Source organism: Klebsiella sp. 18074, from assembly GCF_902705905.1.
Lineage (GTDB): Bacteria > Pseudomonadota > Gammaproteobacteria > Enterobacterales > Enterobacteriaceae > Klebsiella > Klebsiella terrigena.
This window is the reverse complement of record NZ_CACSIS010000017.1, coordinates 18,440-34,925: the sequence shown is the minus strand read 5'-3', so window position 1 is coordinate 34,925 and position 16,486 is coordinate 18,440. Positions and strand designations below refer to the sequence as shown.

The 16,486-nt window shown below is 57.2% G+C and carries 17 protein-coding genes; 12 read left to right on the top strand and 5 right to left on the bottom strand.

All coding sequences use genetic code 11. The features are described from left to right. Nucleotides 1-20: 20 nt before the first annotated feature. On the bottom strand, nucleotides 21-209 hold the full coding sequence (locus GVK32_RS17290) for a YegP family protein (protein ID WP_123708282.1): 189 nt from the start codon (nucleotides 207-209) through the stop codon (nucleotides 21-23). A 164-nt stretch (nucleotides 210-373) separates the two neighbouring features. On the opposite strand from GVK32_RS17290, the gene GVK32_RS17285 reads away from it, so the two are divergent. Next, nucleotides 374-622, top strand: coding sequence for a GlsB/YeaQ/YmgE family stress response membrane protein (locus tag GVK32_RS17285; protein ID WP_159871108.1), 249 nt, complete (start codon nucleotides 374-376; stop codon nucleotides 620-622). 184 nt (nucleotides 623-806) lie between these two features. Here GVK32_RS17285 and GVK32_RS17280 read toward each other — a convergent pair whose 3' ends face one another. Then, the gene (locus GVK32_RS17280; protein WP_159871105.1) at nucleotides 807-1,121 is read right to left on the bottom strand and encodes a hypothetical protein; all 315 of its coding nucleotides are present in this window, start codon (nucleotides 1,119-1,121) and stop codon (nucleotides 807-809) included. A 935-nt stretch (nucleotides 1,122-2,056) separates the two neighbouring features. Between GVK32_RS17280 and sufA the strand changes: the two genes are divergently transcribed. The 7 genes from sufA (at nucleotide 2,057) to GVK32_RS17245 (ending at nucleotide 8,729) form a co-directional block, all read left to right on the top strand. Beyond that, a complete protein-coding gene (gene sufA / locus GVK32_RS17275; RefSeq protein ID WP_123708280.1) occupies nucleotides 2,057-2,434 on the top strand; it encodes a Fe-S cluster assembly scaffold SufA in 378 nt (125 codons plus the stop codon). A 2-nt stretch (nucleotides 2,435-2,436) separates the two neighbouring features. Further along, the gene (gene sufB / locus GVK32_RS17270) at nucleotides 2,437-3,924 is read left to right on the top strand and encodes a Fe-S cluster assembly protein SufB (protein ID WP_159871102.1); all 1,488 of its coding nucleotides are present in this window, start codon (nucleotides 2,437-2,439) and stop codon (nucleotides 3,922-3,924) included. 66 nt (nucleotides 3,925-3,990) lie between these two features. Continuing rightward, entirely contained in the window at nucleotides 3,991-4,737 is a 747-nt protein-coding gene (gene sufC, locus GVK32_RS17265; protein ID WP_041146029.1) for a Fe-S cluster assembly ATPase SufC, read from the top strand. Beyond that, nucleotides 4,712-5,986, top strand: coding sequence for a Fe-S cluster assembly protein SufD (gene sufD / locus GVK32_RS17260; protein ID WP_159871099.1), 1,275 nt, complete (start codon nucleotides 4,712-4,714; stop codon nucleotides 5,984-5,986). Before sufC ends, sufD begins: the two co-directional genes overlap by 26 nt. After that, a complete protein-coding gene (gene sufS / locus GVK32_RS17255) occupies nucleotides 5,983-7,203 on the top strand; it encodes a cysteine desulfurase SufS (protein ID WP_159871096.1) in 1,221 nt (406 codons plus the stop codon). Before sufD ends, sufS begins: the two co-directional genes overlap by 4 nt. A gap of 11 nt (nucleotides 7,204-7,214) precedes the next feature. Then, nucleotides 7,215-7,631 (top strand): cysteine desulfuration protein SufE, encoded by a 417-nt coding sequence (gene sufE / locus GVK32_RS17250; RefSeq protein WP_041146026.1) that lies wholly within the window; start codon nucleotides 7,215-7,217, stop codon nucleotides 7,629-7,631. A gap of 99 nt (nucleotides 7,632-7,730) precedes the next feature. Further along, complete coding sequence (locus tag GVK32_RS17245; RefSeq protein ID WP_159871093.1) at nucleotides 7,731-8,729, top strand: L,D-transpeptidase family protein; 999 nt, start codon at nucleotides 7,731-7,733, stop codon at nucleotides 8,727-8,729. Nucleotides 8,730-8,793: 64 nt separating this feature from the next. On the opposite strand, the gene lpp is transcribed toward GVK32_RS17245, so the two are convergent. Further along, a complete protein-coding gene (lpp, locus tag GVK32_RS17240) occupies nucleotides 8,794-9,030 on the bottom strand; it encodes a murein lipoprotein Lpp (protein ID WP_001082307.1) in 237 nt (78 codons plus the stop codon). A 311-nt stretch (nucleotides 9,031-9,341) separates the two neighbouring features. Next, nucleotides 9,342-10,754 carry a pyruvate kinase PykF gene (pykF, locus tag GVK32_RS17235; RefSeq protein ID WP_076947623.1) on the bottom strand — a complete coding sequence of 471 codons (1,413 nt, stop codon included), beginning with the start codon at nucleotides 10,752-10,754 and terminating at the stop codon, nucleotides 9,342-9,344. 505 nt (nucleotides 10,755-11,259) lie between these two features. On the opposite strand from pykF, the gene fumD reads away from it, so the two are divergent. Further along, the gene (gene fumD / locus GVK32_RS17230) at nucleotides 11,260-11,475 is read left to right on the top strand and encodes a fumarate hydratase FumD (protein WP_041146023.1); all 216 of its coding nucleotides are present in this window, start codon (nucleotides 11,260-11,262) and stop codon (nucleotides 11,473-11,475) included. A gap of 23 nt (nucleotides 11,476-11,498) precedes the next feature. Here fumD and GVK32_RS17225 read toward each other — a convergent pair whose 3' ends face one another. Next, on the bottom strand, nucleotides 11,499-12,137 hold the full coding sequence (locus GVK32_RS17225; RefSeq protein WP_159871090.1) for a TetR/AcrR family transcriptional regulator: 639 nt from the start codon (nucleotides 12,135-12,137) through the stop codon (nucleotides 11,499-11,501). Between the two features lie 125 nt (nucleotides 12,138-12,262). On the opposite strand from GVK32_RS17225, the gene GVK32_RS17220 reads away from it, so the two are divergent. The 3 genes from GVK32_RS17220 (at nucleotide 12,263) to GVK32_RS17210 (ending at nucleotide 16,451) form a co-directional block, all read left to right on the top strand. After that, nucleotides 12,263-14,116 (top strand): bifunctional sugar phosphate isomerase/epimerase/4-hydroxyphenylpyruvate dioxygenase family protein, encoded by a 1,854-nt coding sequence (locus GVK32_RS17220; RefSeq protein ID WP_159871087.1) that lies wholly within the window; start codon nucleotides 12,263-12,265, stop codon nucleotides 14,114-14,116. 160 nt (nucleotides 14,117-14,276) lie between these two features. Beyond that, nucleotides 14,277-15,599, top strand: coding sequence for an MFS transporter (locus GVK32_RS17215; protein ID WP_159871083.1), 1,323 nt, complete (start codon nucleotides 14,277-14,279; stop codon nucleotides 15,597-15,599). 15 nt (nucleotides 15,600-15,614) lie between these two features. Then, complete coding sequence (locus GVK32_RS17210) at nucleotides 15,615-16,451, top strand: shikimate dehydrogenase (RefSeq protein ID WP_159871080.1); 837 nt, start codon at nucleotides 15,615-15,617, stop codon at nucleotides 16,449-16,451. The last annotated feature ends 35 nt before the right edge of the window (nucleotides 16,452-16,486 follow it).

Sequence of the window (16,486 nt, the reverse complement as noted above, 5' to 3'; positions counted from 1 at the left end):
AAATTTTTCCCCCATATTCTTTATAGCGATTCATCCTTAATTATTTCACTCGGGCCATTCTTCTGCACCGAGGCAATTCCTTTTTTCGCCGCATCCTTCGAGGAATACATTTCACTGGTGGCGATGGTTTCGTGGTTATCGGCCTTCAGTAAGAAATACCAGGGTTGGGACACGCTCTTCTCTGACTTCTTAATGACGTAATACCCCATCTTTTACCTCTTTTAACGTTAACAGCTCCCCATGATATGTAGACCATGACGGCTTGTGCGGCAAGTAATCATCTAATAAATATATAATTCATGATTCATTCGTTCTGCGTATGCTACTATTTAGTTACTGTACTTGCAGAGCAACAAAGAGGACGGAGTTAACCATGGGTATCATTTCCTGGATCATTTTTGGTCTTATTGCCGGTATTTTAGCTAAGTGGATCATGCCGGGCAAAGACGGCGGCGGCTTTTTTGTCACCATCATTCTGGGGGTCATTGGTGCGGTAGTGGGCGGCTGGATCAGCACCTTCTTTGGTTTTGGCAAGGTTGACGGGTTTAATTTCGGGAGCTTTGTCGTTGCGGTAATTGGCGCGCTGGTGGTGCTGTTTATCTACAAAAAAATTAAGAGCTAATAGCCCTTCAGTATCAGACTGAGTCGTTTGATATAAAAGCTGCCGCTATTACTGGCAGCTTTTTTTCGTTTGCATAATAGCCATGCCAATGCGTCGGGTGACAAACAACCCCATAAACCCGGCGGGCAAATCCATTTCAACCGCTTATTCATCGCGCCTGCACGGTTTAATTAAGCCGACAAAATCACAGGGGCCCGGTCTCTGCCATATTGGGTACGGCGACGACTTCGACATGGACTTCATAATGCCGGGCTTTGCTGGCAGGGATTAACGCGGTGAGCTTATTAATGGTATCAGTCGGATTATCGCTGGCAACGGTCGCGGAGAAGAGCAGCGGCTTTCTCGGCGGCAAGGGCATGGGGCCACGCTGCTGGTTCATCTCAAACGGCGGCTGTCCGGCGTTATCCCGCGCAGGCGGCGTTTCGCTTTTATCCGCGGCGAAGGCGCTGGCGGCGGCAATAGAAACGGTTGCTAACAGGGCAATGATTGTTCCTTTCATCTTCGTTACCTCTTAAGTGTGTGGCTAAAATCTTAGAGGTTAGGTTTCGGGCCGACAATCCCACCGGGGGCGAATCCTCCAAATCTCCTTATTTATTAACGACTGTGGAGGGCGTGCGGGAAGGTAAAACCGAGGGCCGGTTTCATCAGGACACGGCTATGGCCGGCCGATAAACGGCGAGAATCGGAACAGCGGCGGCATAAAGTTGTGGCGCAACAGGCTTTCAGTCCAGCAGTACGCTCATCACCAAAAGAACGACCATGCACATCGACATAATACTGATATCTATCATCCGTTACGACAAAAGCTCCAGGTTATCAGTGGCTCCGACATCATGCCGAAACCTGTAGAAATTATAGACGAGGATTGTACACCAGCTTGATCATAGCGATTAAAACTTAATCCCCGAAGGACGGTCGACTTTATAACCAAAATGTCTACACATAGCCACACAACAACCCCTGTTTTCAGATAATGCTTATAGATTGGGTGTGATATTCGTGAGGTCAGTCAACGTTATGCGATTGGGTCAGGTTTTTAGCGGCATAGCTGAAAAGCCGCCGCGCCTTCAGCGCCGGGCGGGAAGAGACCGGAGGCGCTTGATGGCGCAACGTTGTGACTATATAACCCCTTGAATATCCGATAAGTCACTGAAAGGCGGATTTTTTCATCTCCTGGCTCAAAAATCGGTATTTTCGATGCATCTTTTCCATTGCCGCATCTTCTGCCAACCCACATCAAATAACTTATTATTTTTCAGTCTATTAAATAGAAAAAAAGAGACCTGATAAGCAGTAAAGCAGGGTCTATGCTTATAAAAAGGGCCATAAAAGGGTCGCATGGGCGAATACCCCTTCTCCAGATGGGTTGAAGTGATAATCGTTATCACTAACATGGTGAGATGCCCTGATGGCGCCAACCAATGAGGTAGACCGATGGAATTACAAGCAGGAACCTTTAACCCCGACGATTTTAGTTGGCGTGGCCTGATCATGACGCCCGCTGCTGCCGCCCATATCCGTGACCTGGTGAGCAAGCAGCCGCCAATGCAGGGGCTGCGTCTTGGCGTGAAAACCAGCGGCTGTGCCGGCTTTGCCTACGTGATGGAGCTTATCGCAGAGCCCGCGAAAGACGATCTGCTGTTTGAGTTCGAAGGCGCGAAGCTGTGGGCGCCGCTGCAGGCCATGCCGTTTATTGATGGTACGGAGCTGGATTACGTTCGGGAAGGATTAAATGAAATCTTTAAGTTTCATAACCCGAAAGCGCAGCACGAGTGCGGCTGTGGTGAAAGCTTTGGGGTTCAGGCGGAGTAATTATGTCTCGTAATACTGAAACAACTGACGATGTCAAAACCTGGACCGGCGGGCCGCTGAATTATAAAGAAGGCTTTTTTACCCGGTTACAGACTGATGAGCTGGCCAAGGGCATCAACGAAGAGGTGGTGCGGGCGATCTCCGCCCGCCGCAACGAGCCGGAGTGGATGCTTGAGTTCAGGCTGAACGCCTTCAGAGCGTGGCTGGAAATGGAAGAGCCGCACTGGCTCAAGGCGCACTACGATAAGCTGGACTATCAGGACTATAGCTACTATTCCGCGCCCTCCTGCGGCAACTGCGACGACACCTGTGCCTCCGAGCCGGGTGCGGTGCAGCAAACCGGCCCCGCTGACTATCTGACCAGCGAAGTTGAAGAGGCCTTCAATCTGCTGGGCGTGCCGGTGCGCGAAGGGCGTGAAGTGGCAGTTGACGCCATCTTTGACTCGGTCTCGGTTGCCACCACCTACCGGGAAAAGCTGGGAGAGCAGGGCATCATCTTCTGCTCCTTTGGCGAAGCGATCCACGATCATCCGGAGCTGGTGAAAAAATATCTCGGCACCGTGGTGCCCGGCAATGACAACTTCTTCGCCGCGCTGAACGCCGCGGTCGCCTCCGACGGCACCTTTATCTACGTGCCGAAAGGCGTGCGCTGCCCGATGGAGCTATCGACCTATTTTCGTATCAATGCCGAAAAAACCGGCCAGTTTGAACGCACGATCCTCGTCGCCGACGAGGGCAGCTACGTCAGCTATATCGAAGGCTGCTCGGCGCCGGTTCGCGACAGCTACCAGCTGCACGCGGCGGTGGTTGAGGTCATCATCCACAAAGATGCCGAAGTAAAATACTCCACGGTGCAGAACTGGTTCCCCGGGGATAACAACACCGGCGGGATCCTCAACTTCGTCACCAAGCGAGCGCTCTGCGAAGGTGAAAACAGCAAAATGTCGTGGACCCAGTCGGAGACCGGCTCGGCGATAACGTGGAAGTATCCGAGCTGCATTCTGCGCGGCGACAACTCCATCGGCGAGTTCTTCTCGGTGGCGCTGACCAGCGGCCACCAGCAGGCGGATACCGGCACCAAAATGATTCATATCGGTAAAAACACCCGCTCGACGATTATCTCCAAAGGGATCTCCGCCGGTAAAAGCCAGAACAGCTACCGCGGGCTGGTCAAAATTATGCCGACGGCGACCAACGCGCGAAACTTTACCCAGTGCGACTCGATGCTGATCGGACCGGACTGCGGGGCGCACACCTTCCCGTACGTCGAGTGCCGTAACAACAGCGCCCAGCTGGAGCATGAAGCCACCACCTCGCGAATTGGTGAAGATCAGCTTTTCTACTGCCTACAGCGCGGGATCAGTGAAGATGATGCGATCTCCATGATCGTTAACGGCTTCTGTAAGGATGTCTTCTCAGAGCTGCCGCTGGAATTTGCCGTGGAAGCGCAAAAACTGCTGGCGATTAGCCTTGAACACAGCGTCGGTTAACAGTCTGGCCCATGCCGGCTGCGCGATGGCGCCGCCCGAAGCAGACTGCCGAATTAAGGAATATACATGTTAAGTATTAAAGATTTGCAGGTATCCGTTGACGATAAAGAGATCCTGCGCGGGTTGAACCTCGATATCCGACCCGGCGAAGTTCACGCCATTATGGGGCCCAACGGCTCCGGGAAAAGCACGCTCTCCGCAACGCTTGCCGGGCGGGAAGACTACGAGGTGACCGGCGGCAGCGTTGAGTTTAAGGGCAAGGATCTGCTCGAGCTCGCGCCGGAGGATCGCGCGGGGGAGGGGATCTTTATGGCCTTCCAGTACCCGGTGGAAATTCCGGGCGTCAGCAACCAGTTTTTCCTGCAAACGGCGCTGAACGCGGTGCGCCGCTATCGCGGGCAGGAGCCGCTGGATCGCTTCGATTTTCAGGATCTGATGGAAGAGAAAATTAAGCTGCTGAAGATGCCGGAAGATCTGCTGACCCGCTCGGTCAACGTCGGTTTTTCCGGCGGCGAGAAAAAGCGCAACGACATTCTGCAGATGGCGGTGCTGGAGCCGGAGCTGTGCATTCTCGATGAGTCCGATTCGGGGCTGGATATCGACGCCCTGAAGATCGTATCTGACGGCGTCAACGCGCTGCGCGACGGTAAGCGCGCGTTTATTATCGTCACCCACTACCAGCGTATTCTCGACTATATCAAGCCTGATTACGTCCACGTGCTGTATCAGGGGCGGATCGTCAAATCCGGCGACTTCACCCTGGTCAAACAACTGGAGGAGCAGGGCTATGGCTGGCTTACCGAACAGCAGTAACGCGCTGCAGCAGTGGCACCACCTGTTTGAAGAGCAGGCGGAGCTGAGAACGCCGGAAGCGCACCAGCACCTGCAACAGGCGCTGCGCCTGGGGCTGCCGACGCGTAAACATGAGCACTGGAAATATACCCCGCTGGATGCGCTGCTTGGCGGTACCTTTGTTGCCCCGCAGCCCGAGGCGCTAACCGAGGCGCAGCGGGACGCGCTGGCGCTCTCCGTCGACGCCTGGCGGCTGGTGTTTATCGATGGCCGCTACAGCGAAGCGCTGAGCGACGCGCTGGGCGACAGCGGTTACGAAGTGAATATCGATAACCAGCGTCAGGCACTGCCCGACGCGCTGCAGCCGGAGCTGTTTCTGCACCTGACCGAAAGCCTGGCGCCGACGGTGACCCGCATTCGCGTGAAGCGCAACCAGCGCCCCGCGAGGCCGTTGCTGATTATGCACGTGACGCGCGGGCTGGCGGGCGAAGAGATGAACACCGCGCACTACCGGCATCATCTGGAGCTGGAGAGCGGCGCAGAGGCGACGATTATGGAGTACTACGTCAGCCTCAACGAGCAGCGCCATTTTACCGGCGGACGGCTGACCGCCGCGGTGGCGGATAACGCCCATCTGCAGCATATCAAGCTGGCGTTTGAAAATGCCCAGAGCTACCACTTTGCCCACAACGACCTCTCTCTGGGCCGCGATGCGTCGGCCTTTAGCAGCAGCTTCCTGCTCGGCGGCGCGGTGCTGCGGCAGAATACCAGCGTGCAGCTGCGGGGTGAGAACAGCAACCTGCGGATCAACTCGCTGGCGATGCCGGTCAAAAACGAGGTCTGCGACAGCCGCACCTGGCTGAACCATGACGTCGGCTACTGCAACAGCCGCCAGCTGCATAAAACCATCGTCAACGACAAAGGCCGGGCGGTGTTTAATGGCCTGATTAACGTTGCGCCGAACGCGATTAAAACCGATGGCCAGATGACTAACAACAATCTGCTGTTAGGCCGGCTGTCGGAGGTGGATACCAAGCCGCAGCTGGAGATTTACGCCGATGACGTCAAGTGTAGCCACGGCGCCACCATCGGGCGCATCGACGACGAACAGCTGTTTTACCTGCGCTCGCGCGGCATTACCCAGCAGGCGGCGCAGCACATGATCCTGTACGCTTTCGCCGCCGAGCTGACGGAAGCCATCGGCGACGTGGCGCTCAGGCAGCAAATCCTCGCGCGCATCGGCCAGCGTTTACCGGGAGAGACAGCATGACATTTTCTGTTGAACGAGTCCGCGCAGATTTTCCGCTGCTCGGCCGGGAGGTCAACGGCCAGCCGCTGGTCTATCTGGACAGCGCCGCCAGCGCGCAAAAGCCGGAGGCGGTGATTCGCGCCGAGGCGGAGTTTTACCGCCACGGCTATGCTGCCGTGCATCGCGGTATTCACACTCTCAGCGCGGAGGCGACGACGCGCATGGAGCAGGTTCGCCAGCAGGCGGCAACCTTCCTCAACGCGTGCTCAGCGGAGGAGCTGGTCTTCGTTCGCGGCACTACCGAAGGCATTAACCTGGTCGCCAATAGCTGGGGTAACGCCAACGTGAGGGCCGGGGATAACATCATCGTCAGCGCCATGGAGCATCACGCCAATATCGTTCCGTGGCAGCTGCTCTGCGCCCGGGTGGGCGCCGAGCTGCGGGTGATCCCGCTCAATCCGGACGGAACCCTGCAGCTGGATGCGATACCGGGCCTGTTTGACGCGCGTACCCGCCTGCTGGCCATCACCCAGGTCTCTAACGTGTTGGGCATTGAAAACCCGGTGCCGGCGCTGATCGCCCTGGCGCATCAGCACGGAGCCAGGGTGCTGGTGGACGGCGCTCAGGCGGTGATGCATCACGCGGTGGACGTCCAGGCGCTGGACTGCGACTTCTACGTCTTCTCCGGACATAAGCTGTACGGCCCGACCGGGATCGGGATCCTCTACGGTAAAGCGGACCTGCTGGATGAGATGCCGCCGTGGGAAGGGGGCGGTTCGATGATCGCCACCGTCAGCCTGACTCAGGGCACCACCTGGGCAAAAGCGCCGTGGCGCTTTGAGGCGGGGACGCCAAATACCGGCGGGATTATCGGGCTTGGCGCGGCGCTGGAGTACGTCAGTGCGCTGGGGCTTGCGCAGATCGGCGAATATGAACAGACCCTGATGCGCTACGCGCTGCAGGAGCTGACAAAAGTGCCGGAGCTTATCGTCTACGGCCCGTCGCAGCGGCTCGGGGTGATCGCCTTTAATCTCGGGGCGCACCACGCCTACGACGTCGGTAGCTTCCTCGATAACTACGGCATCGCCATCCGCACCGGCCATCACTGCGCCATGCCGCTGATGGACTTCTTTAGCGTACCGGCGATGTGTCGGGCGTCGCTGGCGATGTACAATACGACGGAAGACGTGGATCGGCTGGTCGCAGGACTACAGCGCATTCACCGGCTATTAGGCTAAAGGAAGCAATCATGGCGGCGTTACCGGATAAAGATAAACTGCTGCGCAACTTCAGCCGTTGCGCGAACTGGGAAGAGAAGTACCTCTATATTATTGAGCTTGGCCAGCGGCTGGCGCCGCTGAGCGCCGAGGAGCATACGGCGCAAAATATTATCCAGGGCTGCCAGAGCCAGGTATGGATTGTTATCGAGCAGAGCGAATCGGGCGTGCTCGCGCTGCGCGGCGATAGCGATGCGGCTATCGTCAAGGGGCTCATCGCCGTGGTGTTTATCCTCTATGACCAGATGACGGCCAAAGATATCACCGCTTTTGACGTTCGCCCGTGGTTTGAAAAGATGGCGCTGACTCAGCACCTTACGCCATCGCGGTCGCAGGGGCTGGAAGCCATGATTCGCGCAATTCGCGCGAAAGCCGCAAATCTTAGCTAGAATAAACAGGTAGATTTCATTCTGTTACGTTCGGTGGGAACGCGTTTCCCGCCGATATACAGATCCTGGCGTTTTATTAGCGAAAGAAGGAATCTCAGTATGAAACGCGCGACTCTCCTCACGATATCCCTTCTGACGGCCCTGAGCGCTCAGCACGGCGCCTGGGCGGTAGATTACCCACTTCCTCCTGCTAACAGCAGGATCATTGGTCAAAATCAATTCTGGACGGTACAGGAGGGGGATCGCAACCTGCAGGCGATTGCTCGTCATTTTGATACCGCGGCAATGCTGATCCTCGAAGCTAACGATACGCTGGCGCCGGTGGAGCCTAAACCGGGCACCCAGGTGCTGATCCCGTCGCAGATGCTGCTGCCCGACACGCCTCGGGAGGGGATTGTGGTGAACCTGGCGGAGCTGCGGCTGTACTATTTCCCGCCGGGGCAAAATTTGGTTCAGGTCTATCCGCTCGGCATTGGCCAGCTTGGTCTGGAAACGCCGGAGATGACCACCCGCGTTGGGCAGAAGATCCCCAATCCAACCTGGACCCCGACGGCGGGCATCCGCGCCCGCTCGCTGGAGAAAGGGATTAAGCTGCCGCCCGTTATCCCGGCGGGGCCAAACAACCCTCTGGGACGCTATGCGCTGCGTCTGGCGTACGGTAACGGCGAATACCTCATTCACGGCACCAACGCGCCGGACAGCGTTGGCCTGCGGGTCAGCTCCGGCTGTATGCGCATGAACGCCGCCGACATTCAGGCGCTCTTTAGCCAGGTGAAGACCGGTACGCCGGTACGCATTATCAATCAGCCGGTGAAGTTTGCGGTTGAACCGGACGGCAGGCGCTACGTCGAGGTACACCGGCCGCTGTCGCAGGATGAAAGCGGCAATACCCGCACCCTTGCCTATACGCTGCCGGCAGAATTCCATCAGTTTTCCGGCGATAAGTCCGTTGATGAGGCGCAGCTGAAGCGCGCGCTGTCGAGACGAGCGGGCTATCCGGTGGTGGTTTCTGGCGGTGAGCAGAGCAGTACTGGAGGGGCGGTATCGAATTTGTCGGTGCAGAATGCGCCGGTGGATGAGAGCAAAAGAGTGCAGTAAATCGGGTTGAGCGGAATAAAAAAAATGGCGCACAATGTGCGCCATTTCTATTATACAGGCACTATTACTTACGGTATTTAGTAGCCTGGTTGTCCAGACGCTGGTTAGCGCGTGCTGCGTCATCTTTAGCAGCCTGAACGTCGGAACGCATTGCGTTCACGTCGTTGCTCAGCTGGTCAACTTTAGCGTTCAGAGTCTGAACGTCAGAAGACAGCTGATCGATTTTAGCATTGCTGGAGCAACCAGCCAGCAGAGTAGAACCCAGGATTACCGCGCCCAGTACCAGTTTAGTACGATTCATTATTAATACCCTCTAGATTGAGTTAATCTCCATGTAGCGTTACAAGTATTACACAAACTTTTTTGGGATGAGAATATTTTTTTACGGTAATACGCCTATTTTTGATCGTTCGCTCAAAGAAACAACGAATTTGGAGGATTAGTTTAAAAAGCCGTGTGAAAACAGGACGCTTCCATCGGATTCATCTTAGATAATCTCTTATTAAATAGTAAATTCCGATTTGCATTTTTATTAAGAGCAGCTAGGGATTGAATAAAAAAAAGCGCCTCAGGGAGGCGCCTTTAAAAAAACAGGTATTAGCCTGTAAATTATTACAGCACGTGCACGGATGCGGTATTGGTTGTTCCGCTCGGAACCAGCGCACCGGAGACCATCACAACAACGTCGCCTTTACGCGCCAGACCGCTCTGCAGGGCCAGCTCTTTGCCCAGACGGTAGAAGTCGTCGGTAGAGGCCAGCTGCTCAACCAGCTGCGGTACAACGCCTTTGGTCAGCACCAGCTGACGGGCGGTGGTCTGGTTGGTGGTCAGCGCCAGGATGGTGGCATCCGGGAAGTATTTACGCACGGCGCGAGCGGATTTACCGCCCTGGGTAGCGACGACGATCAGCGGCGCTTCCAGTTTTTCGGCGGTCTCAACGGCACCACGGCAAACGGCTTCGGTGATGCGCAGCTTGCGGTTGTCGTTGTTGAACTCCAGACGGCTGGTCATCACGCGATCGGTACGCTCGCAGATGGTCGCCATGATAGTGACGGCTTCCAGCGGGTATTTACCCTTGGCCGATTCGCCGGACAGCATCACGGCGTCGGTGCCGTCGAGGATGGCGTTAGCAACGTCGCCGGCTTCCGCACGGGTCGGACGCGGGTTCTTGATCATGGAGTCCAGCATCTGGGTCGCGGTGATAACCACTTTGCGCGCGCGGATACATTTTTCGATGATCATTTTCTGGGCGAAGATAACTTCTTCAACCGGGATTTCAACGCCCATATCACCACGAGCAACCATGATGCCGTCAGAGGCTTCAAGGATTTCGTCGAAGTTGTTCAGGCCTTCCTGGTTTTCGATCTTGGAGATGATCTGGATGTTGTCGCCGCCGTTAGCTTTCAGGTGCTCGCGGATTTCTACCACGTCAGAACGCTTACGGATAAAGGATGCGGCAACAAAGTCAACGCCCTGTTCACAGCCGAAGATCAGATCCTGTTTGTCTTTCTCAGCCAGCGCCGGCAGAGCGATAGAGACGCCCGGCAGGTTAACGCCTTTGTTCTCGCCGAGGTCGCCGTTATTCAGCACTTTACAGATAACGTTTTTACCTTCGATGGCGGTCACTTCCATGCCGATCAGACCATCGTCAACCAGTACGGTGTTGCCTACGGAGAGGTCAGAGGTAAAACCTTCATAGGTAACGGCGACGATTTCGTTGTTGCCGACCACGGATTTGTCAGTGGTAAAGGTGAAGGTCTGGCCCGCTTTCAGGGAGACGTCGTTGCCACCTTCCAGCTTGATGGTGCGAATTTCCGGACCTTTGGTATCCAGCAGGATAGCGGCGGTTTTACCGGTTTTGCTCACCACATTGCGCAGGTTCTGGATGCGCTGACCGTGTTCAGCATAGTCGCCGTGAGAGAAGTTCAGACGCATGACGTTCATGCCCGCGTCCAGCATCTTGGTTAACATCTCTTCGGATTCGGTTTTCGGACCGATGGTGCAAACGATTTTGGTCTTTTTCATGAAGGTATTAGTCTTTAAGTTGTGAAGGATTGGGGAATCTCGCTCCGTGGGCGCAGTGCCGTGGAGTCAAACCTGTATTGCGAAAGTTGCTATGGCACGCTCTAAGGATAGGTGACAACAAAAAAGCGTGCAGAAGAATGTGTGCTGGCGGTTCAGCCCATGAAAAGAGGCAATTTTGTATGCTTTTAGTCATGCAGTCCAATGTGCTGAAACCATTCAAGAAAGATTCGGTGTGCATTATACGACGATGAAACAAAAAAGGAAAATGAAAACAACGTTTCATTTTTCGTTATACAAACGCAACAAAACTCACACCAATTACAATCTTATCCGCAACACAAATTTTCGCCAGTCGATAAGCTAAATCGTTCCCGACGCGCGGTTTTTGCCGTGGTTTTGTTGCGGAAATTCGCCATTAGCGAAGAAACGACGGGCTGGTTTGATTTATACGGAAAACATATCAATAATGATTTGATTGATAATGATAATTTGTGAGTGAGATTCGATGGGAAACCGAGCAAAAGACGACGAGTTGTACCAAGAAATGTGCCGCGTGGTGGGGAAAGTGGTGCTCGAAATGCGCGATCTTGGTCAGGAACCGAAACATATCGTGATTGCCGGCGTCGTGCGCACCGCGCTGGCGAATTCAAAAATCGCCCGCTCTGAGCTGACTCATGAAGCGATGACCCGGGTTATTCACGCCTTATCCGGACATGAATAACGCCGACGGCCGCCCTTCAGGCTTCAGGAGATAACGAAGCGCACCACCGCTTTTACCGCGATATCACAGTGGTGGGCGACCATCGCTTCATCGTCGATTTCCGGCAGCGGATCGTCGAGATAGAGGCTGCTGAAGGTGTAAAAGTTCGAGACCTGATAAAAGCTAAAGCTGCTGATCAGCCGATGAACGTCCCGCGCCTCGAGCCCGGCCTGAAAAATTCCCTGCTGCTGCCCGCGCTGGAGAATATCCTCCAGGATGGACAGGGCGGTTCGGTTCAGCGGTTTTAGCTGCCCGGATGCCTGCAGCCACTTCCCGCGCTGCATATTCTCCATACAGATAACGCGCATAAAGTCGGCGTGCGTCGCGTGATAGCGCACGCTCCACTTCACCAGCTGAACCAGCGCCTCAACCGGAGGAAGCTGCTCCAGCCCAAGCTGCTGCTCCGTCTCGCGGATGCGGGCGTAGACGTGCTGCAGAACCGCCTGATACAGCTGCTCTTTAGTTTTGAAGTAGTAGACCACCATCCGCTTGGTGGTCTGCGCTTCGACGGCGATCTGCTCCATCCGCGCCCCCGAAAGCCCGTGTTCGGCAAATACGGCAATCGCGGCGGCGAAGATCCGCTCTTTCAGGGATTGTGCTTCATCATGAGCAACCACGGACATAACCACTCCTTTTTTTTGAGAGACAAAAAATACACATAACGATCACAATTTAGCAACCTTGTGTGGCGCGAATGAACCAGATGATACATATTCAGGGCTCACGTCCGCTGATGACACGAGGATCTATGCAGCGCTCAATCGCCACCGTCTCGATTTCCGGTACCTTACCTGAAAAGCTTCACGCCATTGCCGCTGCGGGTTATCAGGGCGTCGAAATCTTCGAAAACGATCTGCTCTATTATACGGGCACGCCGGCGGATATTCGTAACCTGGCGACTGATTTAGGGCTAAAAATCACGCTTTTTCAACCCTTTCGCGATTTTGAAGGCGCCAGCCGCACGCAGTTTGCGGCCAATCTGGCGCGCGCGAAACGAAAATTCGCGCTGATGCATGAGCTCGGCTGCGACACCATGCTGCTGTGCAGCAACGTACAGCCGGACTGCTCCGCCGATATCGCCCTGCAGGTGGCCGATCTTCGCGCCCTGGCGGATCTGGCGGAGCAGGAGGGGATTATCGTCGGCTATGAGGCGCTGGCCTGGGGGACGCACGTTAACCTCTGGCATCAGGCCTGGGAGCGGGTAAAAGCGGTCAACAGCCCGGCAATGGGCATCGTGCTCGACAGCTTCCATATCCTCGCGCGCGGCGATAATCTGGCGCGCCTGCACGAAGTGCCGGTGGCTAAAATCACCTTCCTGCAGCTTGCCGACGCGCCGCTGATGAAGATGGATGTCCTCGAGTGGAGCCGTCATTTCCGCTGTTTCCCCGGCCAGGGGCAGCTGCCGCTGGTGGATTTTGCCTGCGAGCTGACCCGCTGCGGCTATCGCGGCCCGTGGTCGCTGGAGATCTTTAACGATGGTTTTCGCGCCTCGCCGAACGGCGCGACGGCGAAAGACGGCTACCGCTCGCTGCTGTGGCTGGAAGAGCAGACCCGGCGCCAGCTGGCAAGCAGCGATGCGGCGCTGTTTGACGCGCCGGAACCCGCGCACTACGCCGGGCTGGAGTTTATTGAGTTTGCCGCCAGCCCCTCCGAGGCCAAAACCCTCGGTCAGCGCCTGGCGCAGTTGGGTTTTCAGCAGGAGGGCCAGCATCGTTCGAAACAGGTGGCGCTGTGGCGTAACGGGGCGGCAAGAGCCGTCGTCAACTTTCAGCCGCACAGTTGGGCCGACCATTTCTACCAGCGCCACGGGATCTCGCTGTGCGCGATGGCCCTTAGCGTCAGCCGCAGCGCGCCGATTATTGCCCGCGCTCGCGCCTACGGCTACGCCACCTGGCAGGGCGACGCCGGGCCGAATGAAAGCCCGATTCCGGCGGTTTGCGCCCCGGACGGCAGCCTGATTTATCTGATTGAGCACGAGGACGATATCTACGCCCGCGATTTCCACCTGCAGCCGCCTGCGGCCGTGCGCGATGATTACAGCGGCATCGATCACCTGGCGCTCGGGATGGAGGCGGACAGCCGCGACAACTGGATTATCTTCTTCCGCACGGTCTTCGGCTTTACGCTCGAACACGAACAGACGCTGCCGGACCCGTACGGTCTGGTGCGCAGCCTCGCGGTGCACAGCCCGCAGGGCAACATCCGCCTGGCGCTGAATATTTCTCAAAGCCGCGGGACGCAGATTGCCCGCTCCGTTGCCTGTTATCAGGGCGCGGGGCTGCAACATGCGGCCTTCGCCTGCCGGGATCTGCCGGCCACCCTCGATACCCTGCCTGAGGTCTCCCTCGACGCGCTGCCGATCCCGGCAAACTACTACGAGGATTTGGTGGCGCGCTTTGGCGCCGACGAGCGCGCGGCGCAGCTCAAACGTTTGCAGATCCTCTACGACCGCGATGGTCAGGGCGGCGAATTCCTGCATCTCTACACCCGACCGTTCTCATCGGGGCGTTTTTTCTTTGAATTGACCGAAAGACGCGGCGGCTACGCGCTCTACGGCGCGGCAAACGCGGCGGTACGCCTTTCGGCGATGCAGTACGGCTAGTTTGTATCAAATGGTTCATTGAGTGCGTATCACCCATACAATAACAACATTCATCTGCACCCCACGCACCGCATCATTCGCGCTGCGCTAAGGCGGCAACGTTCCTGCCGTCCGCGCAAAAGCGGCCCGGGTGATAACGTGTCTATGACAGGAAACAACTATGAGTTCTTATAGCCATAACCACGCGGCGACGGCAGAGACCGCGACCACCGCTCGCCGCTCCCGGCGGCGGATCGGGATCCTTTCGCTGCTGGCCGTCGGTACGATGATTAACTACCTTGACCGCACGGTGTTAGGCATTGCGGCCCCCAGCCTAACCTCCGAGCTCGGCATTGACGCTGCGGTGATGGGGATCGTCTTCTCCGCCTTCGCCTGGACCTACGCGCTGGCGCAGATCCCCGGCGGCCTGTTTCTCGACCGCTTCGGCAACAAGGTGACCTATTTTCTGTCGTTGACCCTGTGGTCGCTGTTTACCCTGTTTCACGGCATGGCGATTGGCCTCAAGACGCTGCTGCTTTGCCGTTTTGGCCTTGGGGTCAGCGAAGCGCCGTGCTTTCCGGTCAACAGCCGGGTCGTCAGCGCCTGGTTCCCCCAGCAGGAGCGAGCCAAAGCCACCGCGGTGTATACGGTGGGCGAATATCTTGGGCTGGCCTGCTTCTCACCGCTGCTGTTCTGGATCATGGGTAGCTTTGGCTGGCGAACGCTGTTTATCAGCGTCGGCGCGGTTGGCGTGCTGTTCGCGCTGGTGTGGTGGCGCTGCTACCGCGATCCGCATGAGGATAAGCAGCTGAGCCAGCAGGAGCGCGAGCATATTGCCAGCGGCGGCGGCATGACTAACGCGACGCAGCAGCGGATGGTCTTCAGCTGGCCGCTGGTCCGCCAACTGCTCGGCAAGCGGCAGATCCTCGGCGCCAGCATCGGTCAGTTTGCCGGCAATACGGTACTGGTCTTTTTTCTGACCTGGTTCCCAACCTACCTGGCGACCGAGCGCCACATGCCGTGGCTGAAGGTGGGCTTCTTCGCCATCCTGCCGTTCCTTGCCGCCGCCGGCGGGGTGATGTTCGGCGGCTGGGTCTCCGACAAGCTGCTGAAGGCCACCGGCTCGGCGAACCTCGGGCGCAAGCTGCCTATCGTTGCCGGCCTGCTGATGGCCAGCACGATTATCTCCGCCAACTGGCTGACCAGCGATCTGGCGGTGATCCTCGTGATGTCCTTCGCCTTCTTTGGTCAGGGCATGGTCGGCCTCGGCTGGACGCTGATTTCCGATATCGCCCCGCAGGGGCTGGGTGGGCTGACCGGTGGGCTGTTTAACTTCTGCGCCAATCTGGCCGGGATCCTCACGCCGCTGATTATTGGCTTTATCGTCGCGGCCTTCGGCAGCTTCTTCTACGCGCTCATCTATATCGGCGGCGCGGCGCTGCTCGGGGTGGTGGCGTATCTGTTTATTCTTGGCGACGTCAAACGTATCGAGCTGGCAAAATAGGGAAAGGGATAGAACATGGTGATTAGTGGCAATACGCGGCTGATAGCGCATCTTGGCTATCCGACCGCCAGTTTTAAGGCGCCAATGATTTATAACCCGTGGCTGGCAAACCAGCAGGTGGACGTCAAAGTGGTGCCGATGGGGGTCAAACCGGAGGATTATGCCGCCTTTATCGCGCCGCTGTTCTCGATGACCAACATCGTCGGCGCGCTGGTCACCATGCCGCACAAGATTGCCACCTGCGGCCTGGTGCAGCATCTCAGCCCGGCGGCGGCCATTGCCGGGGCGTGCAACGCCATTCGTCGCGAGGCCGACGGCAGCCTGAGCGGGGATATGTTTGACGGCGACGGCTTCGTTCTTGGCCTCCGCCGCAAGGGCTTTCAGCCTCAGGGCGCGCGGGCGCTGGTGGTCGGCTGCGGCGGCGTCGGTTCGGCGATCGCCGCGTCGCTGGCGGCGGCGGGGGTCAGCGCCCTGACGCTCTACGATAGCCATCCGCAGGCGGCGCAGGCGCTGGCCGGGCGCCTGCTGCAGCACTATCCGGCGCTGGATCTCAGCCTGATGCAGCGCGATCCGCAGGGGCATGACCTGGTGGTCAACGCCACGCCGCTGGGGATGAAGGCCGACGACCCGCTGCCGCTGGACCCGCAGCGGCTGTCGCCCGCCTGCTGGGTGGGAGAAGTGGTGATGACCCACGAAATGACGCCTCTGCTGCGGGCGGCACAGGCGCGGGGCTGCGCGATCCAGCGCGGTACCGACATGCTGTTTGAGATGATCCCCGCCTATCTGCGCTTTTTCAATTTACCGGTGGCGACGCCGGAACGGCTGCGGGAACTGGCGGAAATTCGCTACTGAAACGCGCTCGGGCCGGTTACCATAGCCGGTATTTC

Bases quoted from the DNA above. Each gene is read 5' to 3' on its own strand.
- lpp (WP_001082307.1), bottom strand. From the start codon at position 9,030: ATGAATCGTACTAAACTGGTACTGGGCGCGGTAATCCTGGGTTCTACT.
- GVK32_RS17245 (WP_159871093.1), top strand. From the start codon at position 7,731: ATGAAACGCGCGACTCTCCTCACGATATCCCTTCTGACGGCCCTGAGC.
- GVK32_RS17290 (WP_123708282.1), bottom strand. From the start codon at position 209: ATGGGGTATTACGTCATTAAGAAGTCAGAGAAGAGCGTGTCCCAACCC.
- sufC (WP_041146029.1), top strand. From the start codon at position 3,991: ATGTTAAGTATTAAAGATTTGCAGGTATCCGTTGACGATAAAGAGATC.
- sufE (WP_041146026.1), top strand. From the start codon at position 7,215: ATGGCGGCGTTACCGGATAAAGATAAACTGCTGCGCAACTTCAGCCGT.
- sufB (WP_159871102.1), top strand. From the start codon at position 2,437: ATGTCTCGTAATACTGAAACAACTGACGATGTCAAAACCTGGACCGGC.
- sufA (WP_123708280.1), top strand. From the start codon at position 2,057: ATGGAATTACAAGCAGGAACCTTTAACCCCGACGATTTTAGTTGGCGT.
- sufS (WP_159871096.1), top strand. From the start codon at position 5,983: ATGACATTTTCTGTTGAACGAGTCCGCGCAGATTTTCCGCTGCTCGGC.
- GVK32_RS17215 (WP_159871083.1), top strand. From the start codon at position 14,277: ATGAGTTCTTATAGCCATAACCACGCGGCGACGGCAGAGACCGCGACC.
- GVK32_RS17285 (WP_159871108.1), top strand. From the start codon at position 374: ATGGGTATCATTTCCTGGATCATTTTTGGTCTTATTGCCGGTATTTTA.
- fumD (WP_041146023.1), top strand. From the start codon at position 11,260: ATGGGAAACCGAGCAAAAGACGACGAGTTGTACCAAGAAATGTGCCGC.
- GVK32_RS17220 (WP_159871087.1), top strand. From the start codon at position 12,263: ATGCAGCGCTCAATCGCCACCGTCTCGATTTCCGGTACCTTACCTGAA.
- GVK32_RS17210 (WP_159871080.1), top strand. From the start codon at position 15,615: ATGGTGATTAGTGGCAATACGCGGCTGATAGCGCATCTTGGCTATCCG.
- GVK32_RS17225 (WP_159871090.1), bottom strand. From the start codon at position 12,137: ATGTCCGTGGTTGCTCATGATGAAGCACAATCCCTGAAAGAGCGGATC.
- pykF (WP_076947623.1), bottom strand. From the start codon at position 10,754: ATGAAAAAGACCAAAATCGTTTGCACCATCGGTCCGAAAACCGAATCC.
- sufD (WP_159871099.1), top strand. From the start codon at position 4,712: ATGGCTGGCTTACCGAACAGCAGTAACGCGCTGCAGCAGTGGCACCAC.
- GVK32_RS17280 (WP_159871105.1), bottom strand. From the start codon at position 1,121: ATGAAAGGAACAATCATTGCCCTGTTAGCAACCGTTTCTATTGCCGCC.